Source organism: Streptomyces sp. NPDC006610, assembly GCF_040611575.1.
In the GTDB taxonomy this organism is placed as follows: domain Bacteria; phylum Actinomycetota; class Actinomycetes; order Streptomycetales; family Streptomycetaceae; genus Streptomyces.
In genome coordinates, this window is record NZ_JBEXOP010000005.1 from 117,329 (window position 1) to 139,672 (window position 22,344).

Annotated in this window: 16 protein-coding genes and 1 pseudogene; 13 read left to right on the forward strand and 4 right to left on the reverse strand. The window is 72.9% G+C overall.

All coding sequences use genetic code 11. The annotated features are described in order from the left end of the window. The first annotated feature begins 71 nt into the window (after window positions 1–71). The 6 genes from ABZY13_RS06135 to ABZY13_RS06160 all read left to right on the forward strand — a co-directional run bounded on the left by ABZY13_RS06135 (window position 72) and on the right by ABZY13_RS06160 (window position 7,326). Entirely contained in the window at window positions 72–1,283 is a 1,212-nt protein-coding gene (locus ABZY13_RS06135; RefSeq protein WP_356627673.1) for an FAD-dependent oxidoreductase, read from the forward strand. Next, window positions 1,283–3,913 (forward strand): nitrite reductase large subunit NirB, encoded by a 2,631-nt coding sequence (gene nirB, locus ABZY13_RS06140; protein WP_356627674.1) that lies wholly within the window; start codon window positions 1,283–1,285, stop codon window positions 3,911–3,913. The genes ABZY13_RS06135 and nirB overlap by 1 nt, the downstream gene beginning before the upstream one ends. Then, a complete protein-coding gene (gene nirD, locus ABZY13_RS06145; protein ID WP_356627675.1) occupies window positions 3,910–4,263 on the forward strand; it encodes a nitrite reductase small subunit NirD in 354 nt (117 codons plus the stop codon). Before nirB ends, nirD begins: the two co-directional genes overlap by 4 nt. Before the next feature lie 256 nt (window positions 4,264–4,519). Then, window positions 4,520–5,680: an alkaline phosphatase PhoX gene (locus ABZY13_RS06150; RefSeq protein WP_356627676.1), complete on the forward strand. Its 1,161-nt coding sequence runs from the start codon at window positions 4,520–4,522 to the stop codon at window positions 5,678–5,680. Between the two features lie 118 nt (window positions 5,681–5,798). After that, window positions 5,799–6,728, forward strand: a complete 930-nt coding sequence (locus tag ABZY13_RS06155; protein WP_356627677.1) for a superoxide dismutase — start codon at window positions 5,799–5,801, stop codon at window positions 6,726–6,728. Between the two features lie 112 nt (window positions 6,729–6,840). Next, entirely contained in the window at window positions 6,841–7,326 is a 486-nt protein-coding gene (locus tag ABZY13_RS06160; protein WP_356627678.1) for an excalibur calcium-binding domain-containing protein, read from the forward strand. Between the two features lie 143 nt (window positions 7,327–7,469). Here the strand turns inward: ABZY13_RS06160 and ppdK are convergent, their stop codons facing one another. Continuing rightward, window positions 7,470–10,190 (reverse strand): pyruvate, phosphate dikinase, encoded by a 2,721-nt coding sequence (gene ppdK, locus ABZY13_RS06165; RefSeq protein WP_356627679.1) that lies wholly within the window; start codon window positions 10,188–10,190, stop codon window positions 7,470–7,472. 448 nt (window positions 10,191–10,638) lie between these two features. After that, on the reverse strand, window positions 10,639–11,922 hold the full coding sequence (locus ABZY13_RS06170; RefSeq protein WP_356627680.1) for an ROK family protein: 1,284 nt from the start codon (window positions 11,920–11,922) through the stop codon (window positions 10,639–10,641). Window positions 11,923–12,041: 119 nt separating this feature from the next. Between ABZY13_RS06170 and ABZY13_RS06175 the strand changes: the two genes are divergently transcribed. From ABZY13_RS06175 to ABZY13_RS06185, 3 genes and pseudogenes are all read left to right on the forward strand, one after another. Continuing rightward, window positions 12,042–13,655, forward strand: coding sequence for a hypothetical protein (locus tag ABZY13_RS06175; protein ID WP_356627681.1), 1,614 nt, complete (start codon window positions 12,042–12,044; stop codon window positions 13,653–13,655). Continuing rightward, a complete protein-coding gene (locus ABZY13_RS06180; RefSeq protein ID WP_356627682.1) occupies window positions 13,652–15,607 on the forward strand; it encodes a glycogen debranching N-terminal domain-containing protein in 1,956 nt (651 codons plus the stop codon). The genes ABZY13_RS06175 and ABZY13_RS06180 overlap by 4 nt, the downstream gene beginning before the upstream one ends. Before the next feature lie 407 nt (window positions 15,608–16,014). Then, a pseudogene (locus ABZY13_RS06185) lies at window positions 16,015–16,233 on the forward strand (CDP-alcohol phosphatidyltransferase); the annotation flags it as partial. Between the two features lie 45 nt (window positions 16,234–16,278). Here the strand turns inward: ABZY13_RS06185 and dusB are convergent. Beyond that, window positions 16,279–17,421 carry a tRNA dihydrouridine synthase DusB gene (gene dusB / locus ABZY13_RS06190; protein ID WP_356627683.1) on the reverse strand — a complete coding sequence of 381 codons (1,143 nt, stop codon included), beginning with the start codon at window positions 17,419–17,421 and terminating at the stop codon, window positions 16,279–16,281. A gap of 133 nt (window positions 17,422–17,554) precedes the next feature. Here dusB and ABZY13_RS06195 point away from each other — a divergent pair, with 133 nt between their 5' ends. Beyond that, the gene (locus tag ABZY13_RS06195) at window positions 17,555–17,761 is read left to right on the forward strand and encodes a hypothetical protein (protein ID WP_356627684.1); all 207 of its coding nucleotides are present in this window, start codon (window positions 17,555–17,557) and stop codon (window positions 17,759–17,761) included. A 277-nt stretch (window positions 17,762–18,038) separates the two neighbouring features. Here the strand turns inward: ABZY13_RS06195 and ABZY13_RS06200 are convergent, their stop codons facing one another. Continuing rightward, a complete protein-coding gene (locus ABZY13_RS06200; RefSeq protein ID WP_356627685.1) occupies window positions 18,039–19,421 on the reverse strand; it encodes a glycine--tRNA ligase in 1,383 nt (460 codons plus the stop codon). A 205-nt stretch (window positions 19,422–19,626) separates the two neighbouring features. Here ABZY13_RS06200 and ABZY13_RS06205 point away from each other — a divergent pair, with 205 nt between their 5' ends. Genes ABZY13_RS06205 through ABZY13_RS06215 form a run of 3 tightly spaced genes read left to right on the forward strand, consistent with a single transcriptional unit; the run spans window position 19,627 to window position 22,318 of the window. Further along, window positions 19,627–20,619, forward strand: coding sequence for a zinc ABC transporter substrate-binding protein (locus tag ABZY13_RS06205; protein WP_356627686.1), 993 nt, complete (start codon window positions 19,627–19,629; stop codon window positions 20,617–20,619). A gap of 35 nt (window positions 20,620–20,654) precedes the next feature. Continuing rightward, on the forward strand, window positions 20,655–21,425 hold the full coding sequence (locus ABZY13_RS06210; protein WP_356627767.1) for a metal ABC transporter ATP-binding protein: 771 nt from the start codon (window positions 20,655–20,657) through the stop codon (window positions 21,423–21,425). Further along, window positions 21,425–22,318: a metal ABC transporter permease gene (locus tag ABZY13_RS06215; RefSeq protein ID WP_356627687.1), complete on the forward strand. Its 894-nt coding sequence runs from the start codon at window positions 21,425–21,427 to the stop codon at window positions 22,316–22,318. The genes ABZY13_RS06210 and ABZY13_RS06215 overlap by 1 nt, the downstream gene beginning before the upstream one ends. Window positions 22,319–22,344: the final 26 nt, after the last annotated feature.

Here is a 22,344-nt window from a genome sequence, read left to right on the forward strand (position 1 = left end):
TGAGGGCAGCGTTCCTCACGGGAAACAGTTGCGATGCGGCCGGGTAACGTCGGCGTCGCACGCTCAGGGGCATGACCTCGAATACGCGTGTGGTGGTGATCGGCGCCGGCCTCGCGGGCGTACGGCTCGCCCGGCGGCTCGGTGAGCTCGGCACGCCCGCGCTGCTCGTCGGCGAGGAGGAGCACCGGCCCTACAACCGGGTCCTGCTCGCCGAGGTGCTGGCCGGGCGGTACGCCCCCGACGTGATCGCGCTGCCGGCCCCGCCGGAGCTGACCCGTGCCCGGGTCACCGGCATCGACCGCGACGAGCGGACCGTGCGCTGCGCGGACGGCTCGGTGATCGCATACGACACGCTGGTCCTGGCCACCGGCTCCAACCCGGTCCTGCCGCCGCTGCGCGGCCTGTTCACCCCCGACCACGAGCTGCCCGAGGGCGTCCACGCCTTCCGCACCATGGACGACTGCCTGGGCCTGTCCAAGGCGGTACGGCCGGGGGTGCGGGCGGTCGTCATCGGCGGCGGCCTGCTCGGGGTGTCCGCGGCCCGGGCGCTGGCGATGCGCGGCGCGTCGGTCGTGCTCGCCCAGCAGTCCGAGCGGCTGATGGAGCGCCAGCTCGACCCGGCGGCGTCCAAGCTGGTCAAGCGGCATCTGAAGGACCTCGGGGTCGAGGTGCACACCGAGTGCCGGGTCCGGGACGTGCGCGTGGTCGGCGGCGCGGTCCGCTCGGTGGAGATGCACGACGGATACGCCCTCGACGCCGACATCGTGGTCCTGGCCTGCGGCGTCCACCCCCGGGTGGGCATCGCCAAGGCCGCCGGCCTCGCCGTCCACAAGGGCGTCCTGGTCGACGACGAACTGCGCACCTCCGACCCGCACATCCGGGCGATCGGGGACTGCGCCCAGCACGACGGCACCCTGTACGGGCTCGCCGCCCCCGCGCTGGAACAGGCCGACGTGCTCGCCCGGATGCTCACCGGGGACACGGCCGCCCGCTACGGCGGCACCCGTGCCCTCACCCGCCTCACCCTCGCGGGTCAGGCACCCTTCGACCTCGCCGCGTTCGGCGAGACGGAAGCCCGCCCCGGGGACGACGTCGTGCAGCTCACCGACGCCACCCGCGGCACCTACCGCAAGGTCGTCGTCCGCGACGACCGCCTGGTGGGCGGGGTTCTCGTCGGCGAACTCGGCACCGTCGGCGCCCTCGCCCGCGCCTGGGAGGGAGCAGAGCCGCTCCCCGACGACGGCCCGCTGCTCCACCTGCTCACCAACGATGGAGGCTCCTGATGACCACGACCGCAACTGTCGGGGACGAGTCCCGCCCCACGATCGTGCTCGTCGGCCACGGCATGGTCGGCCAGCGCTTCCTGGAGGCCCTCGCCGAGCGCGGCACGACCGCCACGCACCGGGTGGTCGTGCTGTGCGAGGAGCCGCGGCCCGCCTACGACCGGGTCGGCCTGACGTCGTACTTCTCGGGCAAGACGCCCGAGGACCTGTCCATGACCGACATGGAGTTCATCAGGGAACACGGCATCGAGCTGCACGTCGGCGACGCGGCCGAGACGATCGACCGCGAGGCCCGCCGGGTCACCGCCCGCTCGGGGCTGACCGTCGACTACGACGTGCTGGTCCTGGCCACCGGCTCCTACCCCTTCGTCCCGCCGGTGCCGAACAAGGACGCCGAGGGCTGCTTCGTCTACCGCACCATCGAGGACCTCCTCGCCATCGAGGAGTACGCCAAGAAGGCGACGACCGGCGCGGTGGTCGGCGGCGGTCTGCTGGGCCTGGAGGCCGCGGGCGCGCTGAAGGGGCTCGGGCTCGAGGCGCACATCGTGGAGTTCGCGCCCCGGCTGATGCCGGTGCAGGTGGACGAGGGCGGCGGCGCGGCGCTGCTGCGCACCATCCGGGACATGGGCCTGAGCGTGCACACGGGCGTGGGCACGCAGGAGATCGTGACCGACGAGTCCGGCGTCGTCACCGGCATGAAGCTGTCCGACGGCTCGGAGCTGGCCACCGACATGGTGGTGTTCTCCGCCGGCGTCCGCCCCCGCGACCAGCTGGCCCGCGACTGCGGTCTGGCGGTCGGCGAGCGCGGCGGCATCACCGTCGACGAGCAGTGCCGCACGGTCACCGACCCGCACGTCTTCGCCATCGGCGAGTGCGCGCTGGCCGCCGACGGCCGGGTGTACGGCCTGGTGGCCCCCGGCTACGAGCAGGCCGAGACGGCCGCCGCGACGATCGCCGCCGACGAGGCCGCCTTCACCGGCGCCGACCTGTCGACCAAGCTGAAGCTGCTCGGCGTGGACGTGGCCTCCTTCGGCGACGCGCACGGCGCGACCGAGGACTGCCTCGACGTGGTCTACTCCGACTCCCGCTCGGGCCTGTACAAGAAGCTGGTCATCAGCCGCGACGGCACGCTGCTCGGCGGCATCCTGGTCGGCGACGCGGACCAGTACGGCACCCTGCGGGCCCTCACCGGCTCGGTGCCGCCCATCTCGCCCGAGCAGCTGGTCCTGCCGGCCGGCTCCAGCGGAGGCGCGCAGCTCGGCCCGTCCGCGCTGCCGGACGACGCGGTGATCTGCTCCTGCCACAACGTCAGCAAGGGCACGATCCGCGCCGCGGTCGCCGACCACCAGTGCACCAGCGTGCCCGAGGTGAAGAAGTGCACCAAGGCCGGCACCGGCTGCGGCTCCTGCATCAAGGTCCTCGGCCAGCTGGTGACCGCGGAGCTGGAGGCCAGCGGCGTCGAGGTCGACAAGGGCCTGTGCGGCTGCTTCGGGCAGACCCGCGAGGAGCTGTACGAGATCGTCCTCGCCCTGCGCATCAACTCGTACCAGAACCTGCTGGACCGCTACGGCCGCGAGGAGGCCCGGGGCGGGGAGGGCTGCGAGGTGTGCAAGCCGACCGTCGGCTCGATCATCGCCTCGATCGCCCCCGTGATCGGCGCCGAGCCCTACGTCCTGGACGACGAGCAGGCGGCGCTGCAGGACACCAACGACCACTTCCTCGCCAACCTGCAGAAGAACGGCTCGTACTCCGTCGTCCCGCGCATCCCCGGCGGTGAGATCACGCCGGAGAAGCTGATCGTGATCGGCGAGATCGCCCGGGACTACGGCCTGTACACCAAGCTGACCGGCGGCCAGCGCATCGACATGTTCGGCGCCCGCGTGGAGCAGCTGCCGTCGATCTGGGCGCGGCTGGTGGACGCCGGCTTCGAGTCGGGGCACGCGTACGGCAAGTCGCTGCGCACCGTGAAGTCCTGCGTCGGGCAGACCTGGTGCCGCTACGGCGTGCAGGACTCGGTCCGCATGGCGATCGACCTGGAGCTGCGCTACCGGGGCCTGCGGGCGCCGCACAAGCTGAAGTCGGGGGTGTCCGGCTGCGCCCGCGAGTGCGCCGAGGCCCAGTCGAAGGACTTCGGCATCATCGCCACCTCCAACGGCTGGAACCTCTACGTCGGCGGCAACGGCGGCGCGACCCCGCGCCACGCCGACCTCCTCGCGCAGGACCTCGACGACGACGAGCTGATCCGGCTGATCGACCGGTTCCTGATGTTCTACATCCGCACCGCCGACCGGCTGGAGCGCACCTCGACCTGGCTGGACCGCATCCCCGGCGGCCTGGAGCACGTCAAGGACGTCGTGGTCAACGACTCGCTCGGCATCTGCGAGGAGCTGGAGAGCCTGATGGAGGCGCACGTCGCGAACTTCCGCGACGAGTGGACCGAGACCATCAGCAACCCCGACAAGCTCGCCCGGTTCGTGTCCTTCGTCAACGCGCCGGACACGCCCGACCCGCTGGTCTCGTTCGTGCCCGAGCGCGACCAGATCAAGCCGGACCTGCCGCTGCTGTCCATCGGCATCCGTCCCAAGGACGACATTCTGGAAGAAGCCCTGGAAGGAAGCGCCCAGCGATGACCCTGGCACCCGAGACGACCGACCTCAAGATCCAAGTGCGGATCGGCGAGGACACCTGGTTCACGGTCTGCGACCTGCATCTGCTGCTCCCGGGCCGCGGTGTGGCGGCCCTGCTGCCGGACGGCCGCCAGGTGGCCCTGTTCCGCGACCGCGCGGGCCGGCTGTACGGCATCGACAACCGCGACCCGTTCACCGGCGCGGCGGTCCTCTCCCGCGGCCTGACGGGCACGCACCAGGGCCGCGCGTACGTCGCCTCGCCCCTGCTGAAGGAGCGCTTCGACCTGGTCACGGGCCAGTGCCTGGACGACGACGCCGTCCGGATCCAGGCGTACGAGGTACGGGCCGCCTGAGCCTCCCTCTCGTGAACGACCGAGGGCCTTCCGGGTCCGGTGCGGACAACGTCGTCCCCACCGGACCCTGGGGGGCCCTCGTGTCTTCCCGGCCGGATGCCGTCCGCGCGGCGCGCCCCCCGTGTACTCCGACCCGTCACGGACCGGACACGAACCGTGCACGGAGCAGTCCACTCCGCTCCCCTAGGGTCCCGACCGCACGACCCCCTGTCGCCGACCGGCGGCGGGGGCGGTCACGGCACCTCCTGGAGTGAGAGTGGAACGTCGTAGCCTTCTGCGTGCGGCCGTCCTCGGCGGCTCGACCGCCGTCCTCGGCGGGACCCTGTGGCGTGGCGCCGCGTACGCCGCGCCCGCCCAGCCCGGCGCGAGCCCCTACGGCTCGCCGGGTTCCCCGGACGCCAACGGCATCAGACTCCCCAGCGGCTTCACCAGCCGGGTCATAGCCCGGTCCGGCCAGAGAGTCGCCGGCACCTCGTACACCTGGCACAGCGCCCCGGACGGCGGCGCCTGCTACGCCGACGGCACCGGCTGGATCTACGTCTCCAACTCGGAGATCAACCCCTCGGGCGGCGCGAGCGCGGTGAAGTTCTCGTCCACCGGCGCGATCACCGGCGCGTACCGCATCCTCTCCAACACCCGGCAGAACTGCGCGGGCGGCAAGACCCCGTGGAACACCTGGCTGTCCTGCGAGGAGGTGTCGCTCGGCTACGTCTACGAGACCGACCCGTGGGGGTCCAAGGCGGCGGTCCGGCGGGACGCCATGGGCCGCTTCAAGCACGAGGCCGCGGCTGCCGACCCGGTCCGCCGGGTCATCTACCTGACCGAGGACGAGAGCAACGGCCGCTTCTACCGCTTCGTGCCGACGACCTGGGGCGACCTGTCAGCCGGCCGGCTCCAGGTGATGGTCGCGGGCTCCGGCACGTCCGGGTCCTTCAGCTGGGCGAACGTCCCCGACCCCGACGGCTCCCCGACGACCACCCGCGCGCAGGTGTCGGGCTCGAAGTCCTTCAACGGCGGCGAGGGCTGCCACTACGCCGACGACAAGGTGTGGTTCACGACGAAGGGCGACAACCGGGTCTGGCAGCTGAACCTGCTCGACAACACCTTCGAGCTGGCGTACGACGACTCGCTCGTCACCTCCGGCACCGCGCCGCTCACCGGCGTCGACAACATCACCGGCTCGGCCTCCGGCGACCTGTTCGTCGCCGAGGACGGCGGCAACATGGAGATCTGCGTCATCACCCCGGCCGGGGTGATCGCGCCGTTCCTGCGCATCGACAACCAGTCCGCCTCGGAGATCACCGGCCCGGCCTTCTCCCCCGACGGCCGCCGCCTGTACTTCTCCAGCCAGCGCGGCACGTCCGGCACGTCGTCCGGCGGCATCACCTACGAGGTGACGGGCCCCTTCCGGGCGTAGCCGGCGACCCGACGGGGGTCGGGGGGTGTTGCGGGCGGGACGAGCGGGAACCTCCGCCGCGTCCCACCCGTACATCCGTACATCCGCATGTTCACATCTCCGCACCGGAGGCACATACATGAACCGACCCCTGTCCCGCCGTTCCCTCCTCGCGGGCACGGCCCTCGCCGCCCTGGCCGGCCCGGCCGCCGCCGCTTCCGCCTCGGCGGCCGGGTGGCCCACCGAGTTCCCCCTCCCGGACGGCTTCCTGCCCGAGGGCATCACCATCGGCGCCCGGCCGTACGCCTACATGGGCTCGCGCGCCAACGGCGCCGTGTACCGCACCGACCTGCGCACCGGCGAGGGCCGGATCGTCCACGCGGGCGCGGCGGGCACCGCGTCGATCGGCCTGAAACTGGACCGCGACGGGCTCCTCCACATCGCGGGCGGCGCCGGCGGCACGGCCAGGATCGTGGACGCCCGCAGCGGCGCCCTGCTCCACACCCGCCGGCTCACCACCGCGACGCCCGCGTTCATCAACGACGTCGTCCTGACCGGCGACCGCGCCTGGTACACCGACTCCCGCAACGCGGTCCTGTACGGCGTGCCGCGCGACGGCCGGGGCGCGGTCAGGCCCCTGCCGCTGACCGGCGAGTGGGAGCAGCTGGCGGGCGTCAACAACGCCAACGGCGTGGTGGCGACGCCGGACGGCCGGGGCCTGATCGTGGTGAAGAGCACGCCGGGCACGCTGTACCACGTCTCCCTGCGCACCGGCGAGGCCACGGCGATCGAGCTGGTCGGCGCGGAGTCGGTGGTCAACGGCGACGGCCTGGTCCGCATCGGCCGGACGCTGTACGTCGTCCAGAACCGCCTCAACCTGATCAGCGTCTGGCGCCTCTCCCCCGACCTGCGCACGGCCACCCTGACCCGCACGATCACCGACCCCCGCTTCGACGTCCCCACCACGGCGGCCCGCTACGGCGACCGCCTCTACCTGGTCAACGCCCGCTTCACCTCCCCGCAGCTCCCGGAGACGACGTTCACGGGGGTGGCGGTGCCGCTCCAGTAGCCGCAGCCCTTCACATCTCCCCCGCATCGATCACGAATCAGCCACATCCCCCGTGCGCCGGAGACCCCGGCACTGGGTTCGGCCCCCCGACACACCCGTCACTGGGGGGACCATGACGAATCCGTACACGCCCTACAACGCGCCCATGCCGCCCACGCCGCCCGCCGCGCCGACGCCGCCCTCGCGCCCGGCGCCGGCGTGGGCGCGGAAGAGACTCGTGATCCCGGCCCTGGCACTGGCGTTCCTCGCCGGCATCGGCGCGGGCGCGGGCGGCGAGGGGGACACCACCACGAACGCCAAGCCCGCGGCGGCCGAGCCGGCCCCCACCGAGACGGTCACCGCGACCGCGACCGTGACGCGGACGCCGAAGGCCGAGCCCGCGCCCACGGTCACCGCGACGAAAACGGTCCGCGCCACCAGGACGGTGACCGCCGGGCCCGCCGCCGAACCCGAGGCGGACGCCCCGGCGCCCGCCGACGTCCACTACGGCAACTGCACCGAGGCACGCGCCGCCGGCGCCGCGCCCATCCACCGCGGGGAGCCCGGCTACGCCTCCCACCTGGACCGCGACAACGACGGAGTCGCCTGCGACGCCTAGGCGGCGTGCGTGACCGCCGGAAACGGAGAGGGCGGCACCCCCGCACAAGGGTGCCGCCCTCTCTTCGTGCTCCGGAACCGCCGCCGGATCGGTGAGGGTCGGGGATACGGCGGCGGTTCCGGCGTTCAGGAGCCCGGCAGGGCTCAGCGGTGGTCGCTGCCGGCCGACCGGGACGCCGCCCGGCCCGCCTCCAGGCGCGCGACCGGAATGCGGAACGGCGAGCAGGAGACGTAGTCGAGGCCGACCTCGTGGAAGAAGTGCACCGACTCCGGGTCGCCGCCGTGCTCGCCGCAGACGCCGAGCTTGAGGTCGGGGCGGGTGGCGCGGCCGGCCCGGGCGGCGGCGGCGACCAGGGAGCCAACGCCGTCCTTGTCGATGGTCTCGAACGGGGAGACGCCGAAGATGCCCTTCTCCAGGTAGGCGGTGAAGAAGCTGGCCTCGACGTCGTCGCGGCTGAAGCCCCACACCGTCTGGGTCAGGTCGTTGGTGCCGAAGGAGAAGAACTCCGCCGCCTCCGCGATCTGGCCTGCGGTCAGGGCGGCGCGCGGCAGCTCGATCATCGTGCCGATCGCCAGCTTCAGCTCGTACCCGGTCGCCTCCTGCACCTCGGCGACGACCTGGTCGGCCTCCTCGCGGACGATCTCCAGCTCCTGGACCGTGCCGACGAGCGGGATCATGATCTCCGCGCGCGGGTCGCCCTTGGCCGCCCGGCGCTCGGCCGCCGCCTCGGCGATGGCCCGCACCTGCATGGTGAACAGGCCCGGGATGACCAGCCCGAGCCGCACGCCGCGCAGGCCCAGCATCGGGTTCTGCTCGTGCAGCCGGTGCACGGCCTGCAGCAGGCGCAGCTCGTTCTCGTGCGGCTCCTGCCGGGCCTCGGCGAGCGCGACGCGCACCGACAGCTCGGTGATGTCGGGGAGGAACTCGTGCAGCGGCGGGTCGAGGAGGCGGACGGTGACCGGGAGGCCGTCCATCGCCTCGAACAGCTCCACGAAGTCCTGCTTCTGCAGCGGCAGCAGCTCCTTCAGGGACTCCTCGCGCTCGGCCTCGGTGTCGGCCAGGATCAGCCGTTCCACCAGCTCGCGCCGGTCGCCGAGGAACATGTGCTCGGTGCGGCACAGCCCGATGCCCTGGGCGCCGAACCGCCGCGCGCGCAGCGCGTCCTCGGCGTTGTCGGCGTTGGCGCGCACCCGCAGCCGCCGCTTGCGGTCGGCGAACGCCATGATCCGGTGCACGGCCTCGACCAGCTCGTCGGCGTCGTCCGCGCCGGCGTGCATCCGGCCCTCGAAGTACTCGACCACCGGCGACGGCACGACCGGGACCTCGCCGAGGTACACCTTGCCGGTGGAGCCGTCGATGGAGATGACGTCGCCCTCCTCCACGACGTGCCCGCCGGGTACGGTCATCCGCCGCCGCTTGGTGTCGACCTCCAGCTCCTCGGCGCCGCACACGCAGGTCTTGCCCATGCCGCGGGCGACGACGGCGGCGTGCGAGGTCTTGCCGCCGCGCGAGGTCAGGATGCCCTCGGCGGCGATCATGCCGTCCAGGTCGTCCGGGTTGGTCTCGCGGCGGATCAGGATGACCTTCTCGCCGGAGCGGGACCACTTGACGGCGGTGTAGGAGTCGAAGACCGCCTTGCCGACCGCCGCGCCGGGCGAGGCGGCGATGCCCCGGCCGGCCTGCTCGACCTTGGCGTTCTCGTCGAAGCGGGGGAACATCAGCTGGGCGAGCTGGGCGCCGTTGACCCGCTGGAGCGCCTCGGCCTCGTCGATCAGGCCCTGGTCGACCAGCTGGGTGGCGATGCGGAAGGCCGCGCCCGCGGTGCGCTTGCCGACGCGGGTCTGGAGCATCCACAGCTGACCGCGCTCGATGGTGAACTCGATGTCGCAGAGGTCCTTGTAGTGGTTCTCCAGCGTCTCCATGATCTGCATCAGCTGGTCGTACGACTTCTTGTCGATGCGCTCCAGCTCCGCCAGCGGGACGGTGTTGCGGATGCCCGCCACGACGTCCTCGCCCTGGGCGTTCTGCAGGTAGTCGCCGTACACGCCCTGGTGGCCGGAGGCGGGGTCGCGGGTGAAGGCGACGCCGGTGCCGGAGTCGGGGCCGAGGTTGCCGAAGACCATGGAGCAGACGTTGACGGCCGTGCCCAGGTCGTGCGGGATGCGCTCCTGGCGGCGGTAGAGCTTGGCGCGGTCGCCGTTCCAGGAGTCGAAGACGGCCTTGATGGCGAGGTCCATCTGCTCGCGCGGGTCCTGCGGGAAGTCCCGCCCGGCCTCCGTCTTGACGATCTTCTTGAACCTGGCGACCAGCTTCTTCAGGTCCGCGGCCTCCAGTTCGGTGTCGACCGTGACCTTCTTGGCCCGTTTGGCCTGCTCCAGCGCGTCCTCGAAGAGGTCGCCGTCGACGCCGAGGACGGTCTTGCCGAACATCTGGATGAGGCGGCGGTAGGAGTCCCAGGCGAACCTGTCGTCGCCGGCCTGCCGGGCGAGGCCCTGCACGGACCTGTCGGAGAGCCCGATGTTGAGGACGGTGTCCATCATGCCGGGCATGGAGAACTTGGCGCCGGAGCGGACCGACACGAGGAGGGGGTCGTCGGCCTGGCCGAGCTTCTTGCCCATGCGCTGCTCCAGCGCTTCGAGGTGCGCACTCACCTCGTCACGCAGTGCCGCCGGCTCCTCGCCGCTGTCGAGGTAGACCTTGCATGCCTCGGTGGTGATGGTGAACCCCGGAGGGACGGGGAGGCCGAGGTTGGTCATCTCGGCGAGGTTCGCGCCCTTGCCGCCGAGGAGGTCCTTGAGGTCCTTGTTTCCCTCGGTGAAGTCGTAAACGAACTTCACGCCCTCACGCTCTTTGTTTTCCGACACGGGTCTCGACTCCTCGAGGACGCGGTGGCTGCCCTGACGGCGAGGAACATACCCAGATCAAAGGCGCCTGGGTACGTCCACTTGCGTGTCATGCGCCCGTAACCAGAGGTCCGCCAGCGGATCGAAAGTCACGGGCGAAAGGGTCGCCGACCGGGCGTGTGTTCACTTCTTGAAGGCGACTGCGCACGGGGAGCGGTCGAATCGCTCAGATGAGCACCTGTCGGCACGTCTGATTTCGCTCGATGAACGATCAAGGGGTGGCACTCAGTGCCACCCCTTGAGAAAGTGCAGTCGCCCGGGAATCGCTCATCTGAGCGCAACCCTCATCAGGGGTGGCGAGAATCACGCTTCCACACCCCGCGGGATTTCACCATGCGGACGCCGCCGCGGACGCCTCATGGAGGGGAAACCCACCCGTCACGCCCACCGGCGCCGGTCCCGCCCGTCGTCACACCCCCAGCGCCCGCAGCCGCTCCTCCACCCGCTCCGGCGCGTACAGGTGCTCCACCACCAGCGCGCCCGCCCCGATGAGCCCCGCCCGCTCCCCGAGCCGCGAGGTCACCACCTCGAGCCGGGCGGTGGAGCGGGGCAGCGCCCGCTGGTACAGCAGTTCCCGAACGCCGGTCAGGAAGGGCGTGCCGGCCAGGTCCCCCGCGATCATCAGCACGCCGGGGTTCAGCAGCGTCACGACCGTCGCCAGCACGTCACCCACCCGGCGCCCCGCCTCCCGGGCCAGCCCCATGGCCTCCGGGTGCCCGGCCGCGAGCAGGTCCCGCACGTCCGAGCCGGACGCCGCCCGCACCCCCGCCTCGGCCAGCCGCCGGGCCACCGCTCCCCCGCTGGCGACGGCCGCCAGGCAGCCGTAGGCCCCGCACCGGCACAGCGCGTCGGCGCCCTCCGGCACCCGGATGTGGCCGATGTCCCCGGCGCCGCCGTCGACGCCCCGGTACACCGAGCCGTCGACCACGACGCCGGCGCCTATGCCGGTGGAGACCTTGACCAGCACGAACGCCGAGCAGTCGGGGTGGCCGGTGCGCTGCTCCCCGTACGCCATCAGGTTGGCGTCGTTGTCCACGAGGACCGGCACGGACGGGGCGCCGGCGTGGTCGCCGACCGCCCTGGCCAGCCGGCCCCGTATGTCGTAGCCGTCCCAGCCGGGCATCATCGGCGGCTGCACCACGCGCCCGGTGCCGGTGTCGACGGGGCCCGGCACGGCGAGCCCGACGCCGCACACCTCCTGCGGCGCGTGCCCCGCCTTCTCCAGCAGCTCGGCGAACCAGCGCCCCAGTTCGCCCAGGACGTGCTCGGGGCCGTCCTCGACGACGAGCGTGCCGCCGTGCTCGGCGAGTATCTCGCCGCTGAGCGACAGCACGGCCGCGCGCGCGTGCCGGGTGTCGAGGTCGGCGGCGAGGACCACCGCGTGGTCGGTGTCGAACTCCAGGGTGATGGAGGGCCGGCCGCCCAGCGGGGAGTCGACCGGGCCGCCCGCACCCTCGCGCAGCCAGCCCGCGCGGAACAGCCGGTCCAGCCGCTGCCCGACGGTGGCCCGGGACAGCCCGGTGGCCTGCTGGAGCGCGCCCCGTGTGGTCGCACGGCCGCTGCGTACGAGCTGGAGCAGGTCACCGGCGCTGGCCTGACCGCCGCTCCGGCCGCCGCCGGGCCCGGCGGCGGGTCCCGCGCCCCGTCCGCTCCTGCCGCTGGCGACGGAGCCCGCTCTTCCGGTTCCGGTCATGCACACCCCCTTGTGTTTCTCAAGTTTGCATTACATATTGAGTTTTGCGTGTTAAATAGACGTAACCCTACGGTAGCCCCAGCCGAACTGGTCGGCCGGACGTCTTCGGGGAGCCACGCGTGGACCGCTCGACCCAACTCACCGCCCACCGCTCCGCATCAGCCGAGCGCACGGAACCCGCACGCACCACAACATCACCTTCCTTGCCCGGACCGGGCCGGGCAACCGACACGGCCCCCGTTGCATACGATCCCGGCGCATCGGCCGAAACACCGCACCTCAGCGCCGCCCGCGTGCTGGAGGGCAACTGGACCGGAACGTCCACCGTCCCCTCGCGCGGCCTGTATCCGCACCAGTGGTCCTGGGACTCCGCGTTCATCGCGATCGGCCTGCGCCATCTGTCGCCGTTACGCGCACAGACCGAGCTGGAGACGCTGCTGTCCGCGCAGTGGGCGGACGGCCGGATCCCGCACATCGTCTTCAACCCCTCCGTGCCGCTCGACGCCTACTTCCCGAGCCCCGACTTCTGGCGCTCCTCCACCGCGGGCCACGCCGCCGGCGCCCCGCGCGCGGTGGAGACGTCCGGGATCGTTCAGCCGCCGGTGCACGCGCTGGCGGCCTGGCTGGTGCACTGCGCCGACCCCGGCCTGTCCCGGGCCCGCGGCTTCCTGGCGCGCGTCTACCCGCGCCTCGCCGCCTGGCACCGCTATCTGCTGCACCGCCGGGACCTGGGCGGCGGCGGGCTCGCCTCCGTGGTCCACCCCTGGGAGCAGGGCATGGACAACAGCCCCTGCTGGGACGCCCCGCTCGCCCGGATCACCCCGGCCCCGGCGCGCTCCTTCCGCCGCGCCGACCTCGACCACGGCGCGCCCGAGGACCGGCCCACCGACCTCGACTACGGGCGGTACGTACGGCTCGCGGCCGACTACCGCGACGGCGGCTACGCCGACGGGAGCGGCGACTTCGCCGTGGAGGACCCGGCGTTCAACGCGCTGCTCATCGCCTCCGAGTCGGCCCTGGCCCGGATCGCCCGCGAGCTGGGCGCGTCCGGCACGGCCCGGCAGGCCCGCGCCGAGCGGCTGACGGGCGCGCTGATCGAGCGGCTGTGGGACCCGGCGGAGGGCATGTTCTTCTGCCGGGACGTGCGCGGCGGGAACGTCATCCGCGAGCGCGGCGTGTCCGGCCTGGTCCCGCTGCTGCTGCCCGCCCTGCCCCGCGCGGTCGCCGCCGCCCTGGTCCGCACGCTCGGCGGGCCGCACTTCGGGCTCGGCTCCACCACCCGGCTGGTGCCCAGCTACGACCTGCTCGGCGAGGCCTTCGACCCGCACCGCTACTGGCGCGGGCCCGCCTGGTTCAACACCGGCTGGCTGGTGGAGCGCGGCCTGTGGGTGCACGGCGAGCGGGAGCGCGCCGAGGCCCTGCGCACGGCGCTGCTGGACACCGCCGTCGCCACCGGTTTCGCCGAGTACGTCGACCCGTACACCGGCGAGGCGTGCGGGGCGACCGGCTTCAGCTGGACGGCCGCGCTCACCCTGGACCTGCTCCACGACCGGCCCGCCGAGGGCCACGGCACGGCGATCGGCGCACCCGGGTTCGGCGGCGCGGAAGGCGGCACGGGCAACGGCGCGGCAAGCGGCTCGGGAAGCAGCACGGCAAGCGGCTGCGGAAACGGCGCGGCACTCGGCCCGGGAAACGGCGCGGGAGACAAGGGAGAGGGAGGGGACCTGGGATGACGGACCGGCAGCATCTGCTCGTGCACTCGGGCACGTTCGTCGCCGTGGGAGACAGCGGTGACATCAGCGGTGTGCGCACCGGCGGCGCGGTCCGGCCCGGCGGACTGCCGGACGGGCTGTTCGTCCGCGACGCCCGCCATCTGAGCCGCTGGCAGCTCACCATCGACGGCGCGGTGCCCGAGACCCTCACCCCCGTCGCCGACGGGGACACCGCCCGCTGCGTGCTCGTCCCGCGCGGCGGCCGTCAGGAGCCGCCCGCCTGCACGGTCTTCCGTGAGCAGGCCGTCGGTGACGGGTCGTTCGTGGAGTCGCTGCGGGTGGCCGCCAACCGTCCGGTGCCCCTCACGGTCCGGCTGGCGCTCACCGTCGACGCCGACTTCGCCGACCAGTTCGAGCTGCGCTCCGACCACCGCACCTACGCCAAGACCGGCGCGGTCCGCCGCCGCCAGGTCCTCGACCACGGCATCGAGTTCGTCTACCAGCGCGGCGCGTGGCGCTCCTGTACGACGGTCACCGCGGAGCCCTCGCCGGACGCCGTCGAGGAGACCGGCACCGGCGCCCGCCGCCTGGTGTGGAAGCTGGAACTGGAGCCGCACGGCACGGCCGAGCTGGTGCTGCGCGCCATCGCCCGGCCGCACGGCGAGAAGCGGGCGCTGCGCGTGCCCCGCTCCCCGGCCTCGGTCAACGAGCAGCTCCTGGAGAAGGAGGGCCGGTTCGTGGAGGGCGTCGCCTTCCCCACCGGCTGGCCGGAGCTGGCCGCCGCCTGCGCGCGCGGCCTCGCCGACCTCGCCGCCCTCCAGATCCCGGCGACCGGGCCGGACGGCGAGGAGCTGCGCGTGCCCGCGGCCGGCGCGCCCTGGTTCCTCACCCTGCTCGGCCGCGACGCCCTGCTCACCTCCCTGTTCGCGCTGCCCTACCGCCCCCAGCTCGCCGCGGCCACGCTCCCCGCGCTCGCCGCCACCCAGGCGACCGGCGCGCACGCGGAGTCGGTCGCCCAGCCCGGCAAGATCGTGCACGAGGTGCGCCACGGCGAGCTGGCGCACTTCGGGCAGGTGCCCTACGGCCGCTACTACGGCTCGGTCGACGCCACGCCCCTCTTCCTCGTCCTGCTCGGCGCGTACGTCGAGCAGACCGGGGACACCGCGCTGGCCCGCCGACTGGAGCCGCACGCCCGCGCGGCGGTCGGCTGGATGCTCGACCACGGCGGCCTGACCTCGCGCGGCTACCTGGTCTACCGCGCCGACCGGGGCGGTCTGGCCAACCAGAACTGGAAGGACTCCCCCGGCGCCATCTGCGCCGCCGACGGCAGCCGGGCGAGCGGCCCGGTCACGGCGGCGGGCGCGCAGGGGTATGCCTACGACGCCCTGCGCCGCACCGCGCTGGTGGCCCGCACGGTGTGGGAGGACGAGGTGTACGCGGCACTGCTGGAGCAGGCGGCGGGCGATCTGCGGGACCGGTTCCAGCGGGACTTCTGGATGGACGACCGGTCCTTCCCGGCGCTGGCCCTGGACGGCGAGGGCCGCCGCCTGGACGCGCTGGCCTCCGACGCCGGGCATCTGCTGTGGTCGGGGCTGCTGGACAAGGAGTACGGCGAGGCGGTCGGGCGGCGGCTGCTGGAGCCGGACTTCTTCTCCGGGTGGGGCGTGCGCACGCTGGCGGCCGGCCAGCCGGCGTACCACCCGCTGTCGTACCACCGCGGCTCGGTCTGGCCGCACGACAACGCCCTGATCGCCCTGGGCCTGGCCCGCTACGGCCTGCACGACGAGGCCCGCACGATCGCGCACGGCCTGGTCGACGCGGCCACCGCCACCGGCCACCGCCTCCCGGAGGTCCTGGCGGGCTACGGCCGCACCCACCACGCGGAACCGGTCCCCTACCCGCACGCCTGCGTCCGCGAGTCCCGCTCGGCGGCGGCTCCGCTGGCGCTGCTGACGGCGGTGGGCGGGGCGTAGGGCCTCCGGCGGCGGGCGGTCCAGGGACGCGGCGCCGGTGCCGGGGCGGGCGCCCGTCCCGGCGCCCTCGGCACGCACGCGTGCCGCGCCCGGCCGACGGCCCGGCTCACGGCAGCTGACGGGGCGTACTGCCCGCCGACGCCGGCGAGCCACGACGGCACCCGGGACGGCGCCCCCGTCCCGGCGCCCCCCATACGTGCCCAAGCCCGTCCGGTGGCCCGGCTCACGCAGCCGAAGGGGCGCACCACCGGCAGGGCGACGGGCACGACACGGGCACCCGGAAGCGGCACCGGGTGCCCGTGCCCCTCTCCTCACCCGCAGGCTCGGCCCCGCCCCCGCCGGCCGGCGCCGCCGACACCCTCGCCGAGCACGGCGCCGACGGCCGGCCCGCCCCCGGGCCCGCCGCCGGCGACCACCAGCCCATCGCCCGGGTCAGCGGCCGGGGCGCGAGCCGGGACGTGCCGGTGTCCGTCGTCGCCGGGGACCCGGAGGTGCTGGACCGGATCGACGGCTGGCGCTGAACGGAGGGCCTGATCGCGGGCGGCGCCCCGGTGTGGCGGATGAGCGACTTCCGCGACCGCTTCCTGACGGCGTACGGCTCCGCCCCGCACCCGGCGAAGGACTGATCGGCCCAATCGGCATGATCGGCCCCGCCAGCATGACCGGCCCGCTCAGCCGCCGGAGGTGTCCAGCTCGGCGTCCTCGCCGACGCCCGCGCAGTCGTACGGGTCCTTCAGCCAGCCGTCGGGCAGCACGACCCGGTTGTTGCCGGAGGTACGGCCGCGGGGCCCCTCGGCGCCGGCCGGCCACGGCTGGTCGAGGTCCAGCTCGTCCAGCCCGGACCGCAGCTCCGCCGGCGACGAGGTCACCGCGAGCCGCTTGCGCATCTCGGAGCCGACCGCGAAGCCCTTGAGGTACCAGGCGACGTGCTTGCGGAAGTCCACGACGCCCTTGGACTCGTCGCCGATCCACTCGCCGAGCAGCGCGGCGTGCCGCACCATCACGTCGGCGACCTCCCGCAGCGACGGCCGCGCGACGTCGTCGGCGCGCCCCTCGAACGCGGCGACCAGGTCGGCGAACAGCCACGGCCGGCCCAGGCAGCCGCGTCCGACGACGACGCCGTCGCAGCCGGTCTCGCGCACCATCCGCAGCGCGTCCCCGGCCGACCAGATGTCGCCGTTGCCGAGCACGGGGATCTCCGGGACGTGTTCCTTGAGCCGGGCGATGGCGTCCCAGTCGGCGGTGCCGCCGTAGTGCTGAGCGGCGGTGCGGCCGTGCAGGGCGATGGCGGTGACGCCCTCCTCGACGGCGATGCGGCCGGCGTCGAGGTAGGTGATGTGGTCGTCGTCGATGCCCTTGCGCATCTTCATGGTGACCGGCAGGTCCCCGGCCCCGGCGACGGCCTCGCGCAGGATGGCGCGCAGCAGGTTCCGCTTGAACGGCAGCGCCGAGCCGCCGCCCTTGCGGGTGACCTTGGGCACGGGGCAGCCGAAGTTGAGGTCGATGTGGTCGGCGAGGTCCTCCTCCGCGATCATGCGGACGGCCTTGCCGACGGTCGCCGGGTCCACGCCGTACAGCTGGATCGACCGCGGGCGCTCGCTCGCGTCGAAGCGGATCAGCTGCATCGTCTTCTCGTTGCGCTCGACCAGCGCCCTGGTGGTGATCATCTCACTGACGAACAGCCCCTTGCCTCCGCTGAACTCCCGGCACAGGGTGCGGAAGGGCGCGTTGGTGATCCCGGCCATGGGGGCCAGGACGACGGGCGGCTGGACGGTGTGCGGGCCGATGCGCAGGGGCGTGGTGGGCATGGACATTCCTCCATTGTCCCGCACGGACCGCGGTGCCCGGCACCCCGTTCCCGCCCCGGCCTCCCGTCGGTCTCGTGGTTGCTGCACACTCCTGGGGGCACGCGCCTGTGTGCGGGGCGGCAGGACGCTGGAGGGGTCGATGACGGGGAACGACACGAGCAAGGTCAGCCGCTGGGACCAGCACGGCCGGGAGCACGTGGTCCGGGTGCGGCGCACGGGGGTGCAGCGCACGATCAGCTGCGACACCTGCGGCTGGCGCCGGGGCGCGCAGTTCCTGCCGTGGCTGAAGGCCCAGGAGCACCTGGCTCAGGCGCACCAGGCGACGGTGGACCCGGCGGGCGGTTAGGGGACGGCCGGCGGCTCGCCGGTCACCCGGCGCGTCAGCCCCGCAGGCCCCGCACCACCGGCTCCACGACCGGCTCCACGACCGGCTCGAACTCCGCGTCGGCGCCGGGCTGGTCCGGTCCCGGGCGTAGCCGCCGGGGTCGTGGCGGCGCCCGGTGGCGTGGAGGACGCGCGGGCGGTGACGGCGGGGCCGGCGGCTCGGCGGCCTCGACGGGACACGGGGAAGCCCCCGGCGCCGCCCACGAGGGGCCGCACCGGGGGCTTTCGCGCGTGCGCGTCTAGCAGCCGACCAGCCGCGACGCGAGGTAGCCCTCGATCTGGTCCAGCGACACCCGCTCCTGCTTCATGGTGTCGCGCTCGCGCACGGTCACCGCGTTGTCGTCCAGGGTGTCGAAGTCGACGGTGACGCAGAACGGCGTGCCGATCTCGTCCTGGCGGCGGTAGCGGCGGCCGATCGCGCCGGCGTCGTCGAACTCGATGTTCCAGTTCTGCCGCAGCGTCTGGGCGAGGCCCTTGGCCTTCGGGGACAGCTCGGGGTTGCGGGACAGCGGCAGGACCGCGACCTTCACCGGGGCCAGGCGGTGGTCGAGGCGCAGTACGGTGCGCTTCTCCATCTTGCCCTTGGCGTTGGGCGCCTCGTCCTCGACGTAGGCGTCGAGCAGGAACGCCAGCATCGCGCGGCCGACACCGGCCGCCGGCTCGATGACGTACGGCGTCCAGCGCTCGCCGGCCTCCTGGTCGAAGTAGGAGAGGTCCTGGCCGGAGGCCTTGGAGTGGGCGCCGAGGTCGTAGTCGGTGCGGTTGGCGACGCCCTCCAGCTCGCCCCACTCGCTGCCGCCGAACTGGAAGCGGTACTCGATGTCGGCGGTGCGCTTGGAGTAGTGGGAGAGCTTCTCCTGCGGGTGCTCGTACCACCGCATGTTCTCTTCACGCATGCCGAGGCCGGTGTACCAGTTCCAGCGCTGCTCCATCCAGTACTCCTGCCACTTCTCGTCCTCGCCCGGCTTGACGAAGAACTCCATCTCCATCTGCTCGAACTCGCGGGTGCGGAAGATGAAGTTGCCGGGCGTGATCTCGTTGCGGAAGGACTTGCCCATCTGGGCGATGCCGAACGGCGGCTTGCGGCGCGAAGTGGTCTGCACCTGGGCGAAGTTGGTGAAGATGCCCTGGGCGGTCTCGGGGCGCAGGTAGGCGATGGAGCCGGAGTCCTGGGTCGGGCCGAGGTGGGTCGACAGCAGGCCGGAGAACTGCTTGGGCTCGGTGAAGGTGCCCTTGTTGCCGCAGTTGGGGCAGTTGAGGTCGGCGAGGCCGTTCTCCGGGGCGTGGCCCTTCTTCTCCTCGTAGGCCTCCTCCAGGTGGTCCGCGCGGAACCGCTTGTGACAGGAGGTGCACTCGGTGAGCGGGTCGGTGAACGTGGCGACGTGGCCGGAGGCGACCCAGACCTCGGGGGCCAGGATCACGGACGAGTCGATGCCGACGACGTCCTCGCGCGACGTCACCATGTAGCGCCACCACTGGCGCTTGAGGTTCTCCTTCAGCTCGACACCGAGCGGCCCGTAGTCCCAGGCGGCGCGCTGGCCGCCGTAGATCTCACTGCAGGGAAAAACGAAGCCACGGCGCTTGCTCAGGCTGACGATGGTGTCGATCTTGTCGGCGGCCACGGTGCTCTCTTCATTACGACGACGATGACTGACAAGTGCGGCGCGTAGCGCCTCGATGGGGGGTGGTGGTCGGGGGACGGGCGGGCGAAGCGAGACGCTTCCAGCGAATGATTCAGGTTACCGGCGCGGCCTGCCCCTCGACCAAATCGGCCCCCGTCCCGACGCTTGTTGACAACGGTTTCCATATTTGTTGAAAATGGGAGTCATGAACGTACGACGACACCACATATCCGCCATAGCGGTCGCCGCGGCCGTCACCCTCGGTCTCGGGACCCTTTCCGCCTGCTCCGACGACAGCGCGGCGGCGGGCAACGCCGGGAACACCGACAAGTTCGACGTCGTCGCGTCGTTCTACCCGATGCAGTTCCTCGCCGAGCGGATCGGCGGGGAGCACGTGAACGTCACCACCCTGACCGCCCCCGGTCAGGAGCCCCACGACCTGGAGCTGAGCACCCGGCAGACCGCCCAGCTCGGCGAGGCCGACGCGGTGCTCTACCTCAAGAGCCTCCAGCCCGCCGTGGACGAGGCGGTCGACCAGTCCGGCGTCGAGACGAAGATCGACGCGGCCACCCTCACCTCGCTGGAGGACCACGGCGACGTGGAGCACAGCCACGAGGGCGAGGAGGAGCACGCCGAGGAGTCCTCCGGGGAGGAGCACGCCGAGGAGGAGGAGCACGCCCGCGACCCGCACGTCTGGCTCGACCCGGTCAAGTACGCCGAGGTCGCCGAGGGCGTCGCCGAGGCCTTCGCGAAGGCCGACCCCGACCACGCGGCCGACTACCGCAAGAACGCCGAGGAGCTGACCGGCAAGCTCGACGACCTGAACACGCGGTTCGCCGAGGGCCTGAAGAACACCGAGACCAAGGTCTTCTTCACCAACCACGCCGCCTTCACCTACCTCGCCGAGCGCTACGGCCTCACCCAGGAGGCCATCTCCGGCCTCGACCCGGAGAGCGAGCCGAGCCCCGCCCGGATCAAGGAGCTGCAGACCGAGGCGAAGGCCGACGGCGTCACCACCGTCTTCTACGAGACACTGGTATCGGACAAGACGGCGAAGACCCTCGCCAAGGACGCCGGCCTGAAGACCGACGTCCTGGACCCGCTGGAGGGCATCACCGACAAGTCCGAGGGCGACGACTACTTCCAGGTCATGGACGCCAACCTGGAGGCGCTGCGCACCGCCCTCGGCGCCAAGTGACCGCTTCGGCGCCGACCGAGCGCTCTTTGGAGGCGATTGTGAGCGAGCCCGTCATATCCCTGCGCGGGGTCCGCGCCGAACTGGGCTCGCGCCCCGTCCTGCGCGGCATCGACCTCGCCGTCCGCCGCGGCGAGGTCGTCGCGCTGCTCGGCGCGAACGGCTCGGGCAAGTCGACGGCCGTGCGCGCCGTCATCGGCCAGGTGCCGGTGACCTCCGGCGGGATCGAGCTGTTCGGGAGCCCGCTGAGCCGGTTCCGCGACTGGGCGCGGGTGGGCTACGTCCCGCAGCGCACCACCGCCGCGGGCGGCGTCCCGGCCACCGTCACCGAGGTCGTCTCCTCCGGGCGGCTGTCGCGGGCCCGCTTCGGCGTGCTGCGCAAGGCCGACCACGCCGCCGTACGCACCGCCCTGGAGCTGGTCGGCATGGCCGACCGGGCCAAGGACTCCGTGGGCGCGCTCTCCGGCGGCCAGCACCAGCGGGTGCTGATCGCCCGCGCCCTCGCCTCCGAGCCCGAGCTGCTGATCATGGACGAGCCGATGGCGGGCGTCGACCTGGCCAGCCAGGAGGTCCTCGCGGACACCCTGCGCCGGCAGGTCTCCCAGGGCGCCTCCGTCCTGCTCGTCCTGCACGAACTGGGCCCCCTGGAGCCCTTGATCGACCGGGCGGTGGTCCTGCGCGACGGATGCGTCACGCACGACGGCCCGCCCCCGAAGGCGGTCGGCCAGCACGCGCTGCCCGGCCACGACCATGTGCACCCGCACGCACCCGCGGGCGCCGAACCGATCCGCACGGGACTGCTGAGCTGATGGACTTCCTCGACTACGCCTTCATGCAGCGGGCGCTGCTGGCGGCCGTCCTCGTCGGCATCACGGCCCCCGCGATCGGCGTCTACCTCGTCCAGCGCCGCCAGGCCCTGATGGGCGACGGCATCGGCCACGTCGCCATGACCGGCGTCGGCCTCGGCTTCCTGATGTCCTGGTCCCCGGTGTGGACGGCGACGCTGGTCTCCGTCCTCGGCGCGGTCCTCATGGAGCTGATCCGCTGGTACGGCAGGACCCGCGGCGACATCGCCCTCGCCATGCTGTTCTACGGCGGCATGGCCGGCGGTGTGATGCTCATCAACCTCGCTCCGACCGGCTCCAACGCCAACCTGACGTCGTACCTCTTCGGCTCCCTGTCGACGGTGTCCGAATCCGACGTCACGGCCATCTGTCTGCTCGCCGCGTTCGTGATGCTGGTCACGGTCGGGCTGCGCCGGCAGTTGTTCGCGGTCAGCCAGGACGAGGAGTTCGCGCGGGTGACGGGCCTGCCGGTGCGGGTGCTGAACCTGCTCATGGCGATCACGGCGGCGGTGACCGTGACGGTCGCCATGCGCGTGGTGGGCCTGCTGCTGGTCAGCGCGCTGATGGTGGTGCCGGTCGCGGCGGCGCAGCAGATCGGCCGCAGCTTCGCCGCCACCTTCGCCGTCGCCGTCGCCATCGGCGTCGCGGTGACCCTCGGCGGCACGGTGACCTCGTACTACCAGGACGTTCCGCCCGGGGCGACCATCGTGCTGCTGACCATCGGCGCGTTCGGCGTGCTGACCGTGCTGGCCGCCCCGCTGGCCCGCCGCCGGGCCCGGGCGACGGCCGCCGACGCCGACCGCGGCGACTGCACGATTCCCGCCACTCGTCCGTCCGGCGACAAGATCGGCACCTGACGTGTCCGGCCCGGCTGGCACAATGG

Coding starts and splice junctions, on each gene's coding strand:
- ABZY13_RS06195 (WP_356627684.1), top strand. CDS start 17,555: ATGACGGGGAACGACACGAGCAAGGTCAGCCGCTGGGACCAGCACGGC.
- nirB (WP_356627674.1), top strand. CDS start 1,283: ATGACCACGACCGCAACTGTCGGGGACGAGTCCCGCCCCACGATCGTG.
- ABZY13_RS06155 (WP_356627677.1), top strand. CDS start 5,799: ATGAACCGACCCCTGTCCCGCCGTTCCCTCCTCGCGGGCACGGCCCTC.
- ABZY13_RS06215 (WP_356627687.1), top strand. CDS start 21,425: ATGGACTTCCTCGACTACGCCTTCATGCAGCGGGCGCTGCTGGCGGCC.
- ABZY13_RS06135 (WP_356627673.1), top strand. CDS start 72: ATGACCTCGAATACGCGTGTGGTGGTGATCGGCGCCGGCCTCGCGGGC.
- ABZY13_RS06180 (WP_356627682.1), top strand. CDS start 13,652: ATGACGGACCGGCAGCATCTGCTCGTGCACTCGGGCACGTTCGTCGCC.
- ABZY13_RS06170 (WP_356627680.1), bottom strand. CDS start 11,922: ATGACCGGAACCGGAAGAGCGGGCTCCGTCGCCAGCGGCAGGAGCGGA.
- ABZY13_RS06205 (WP_356627686.1), top strand. CDS start 19,627: ATGAACGTACGACGACACCACATATCCGCCATAGCGGTCGCCGCGGCC.
- ABZY13_RS06160 (WP_356627678.1), top strand. CDS start 6,841: ATGACGAATCCGTACACGCCCTACAACGCGCCCATGCCGCCCACGCCG.
- dusB (WP_356627683.1), bottom strand. CDS start 17,421: ATGTCCATGCCCACCACGCCCCTGCGCATCGGCCCGCACACCGTCCAG.
- nirD (WP_356627675.1), top strand. CDS start 3,910: ATGACCCTGGCACCCGAGACGACCGACCTCAAGATCCAAGTGCGGATC.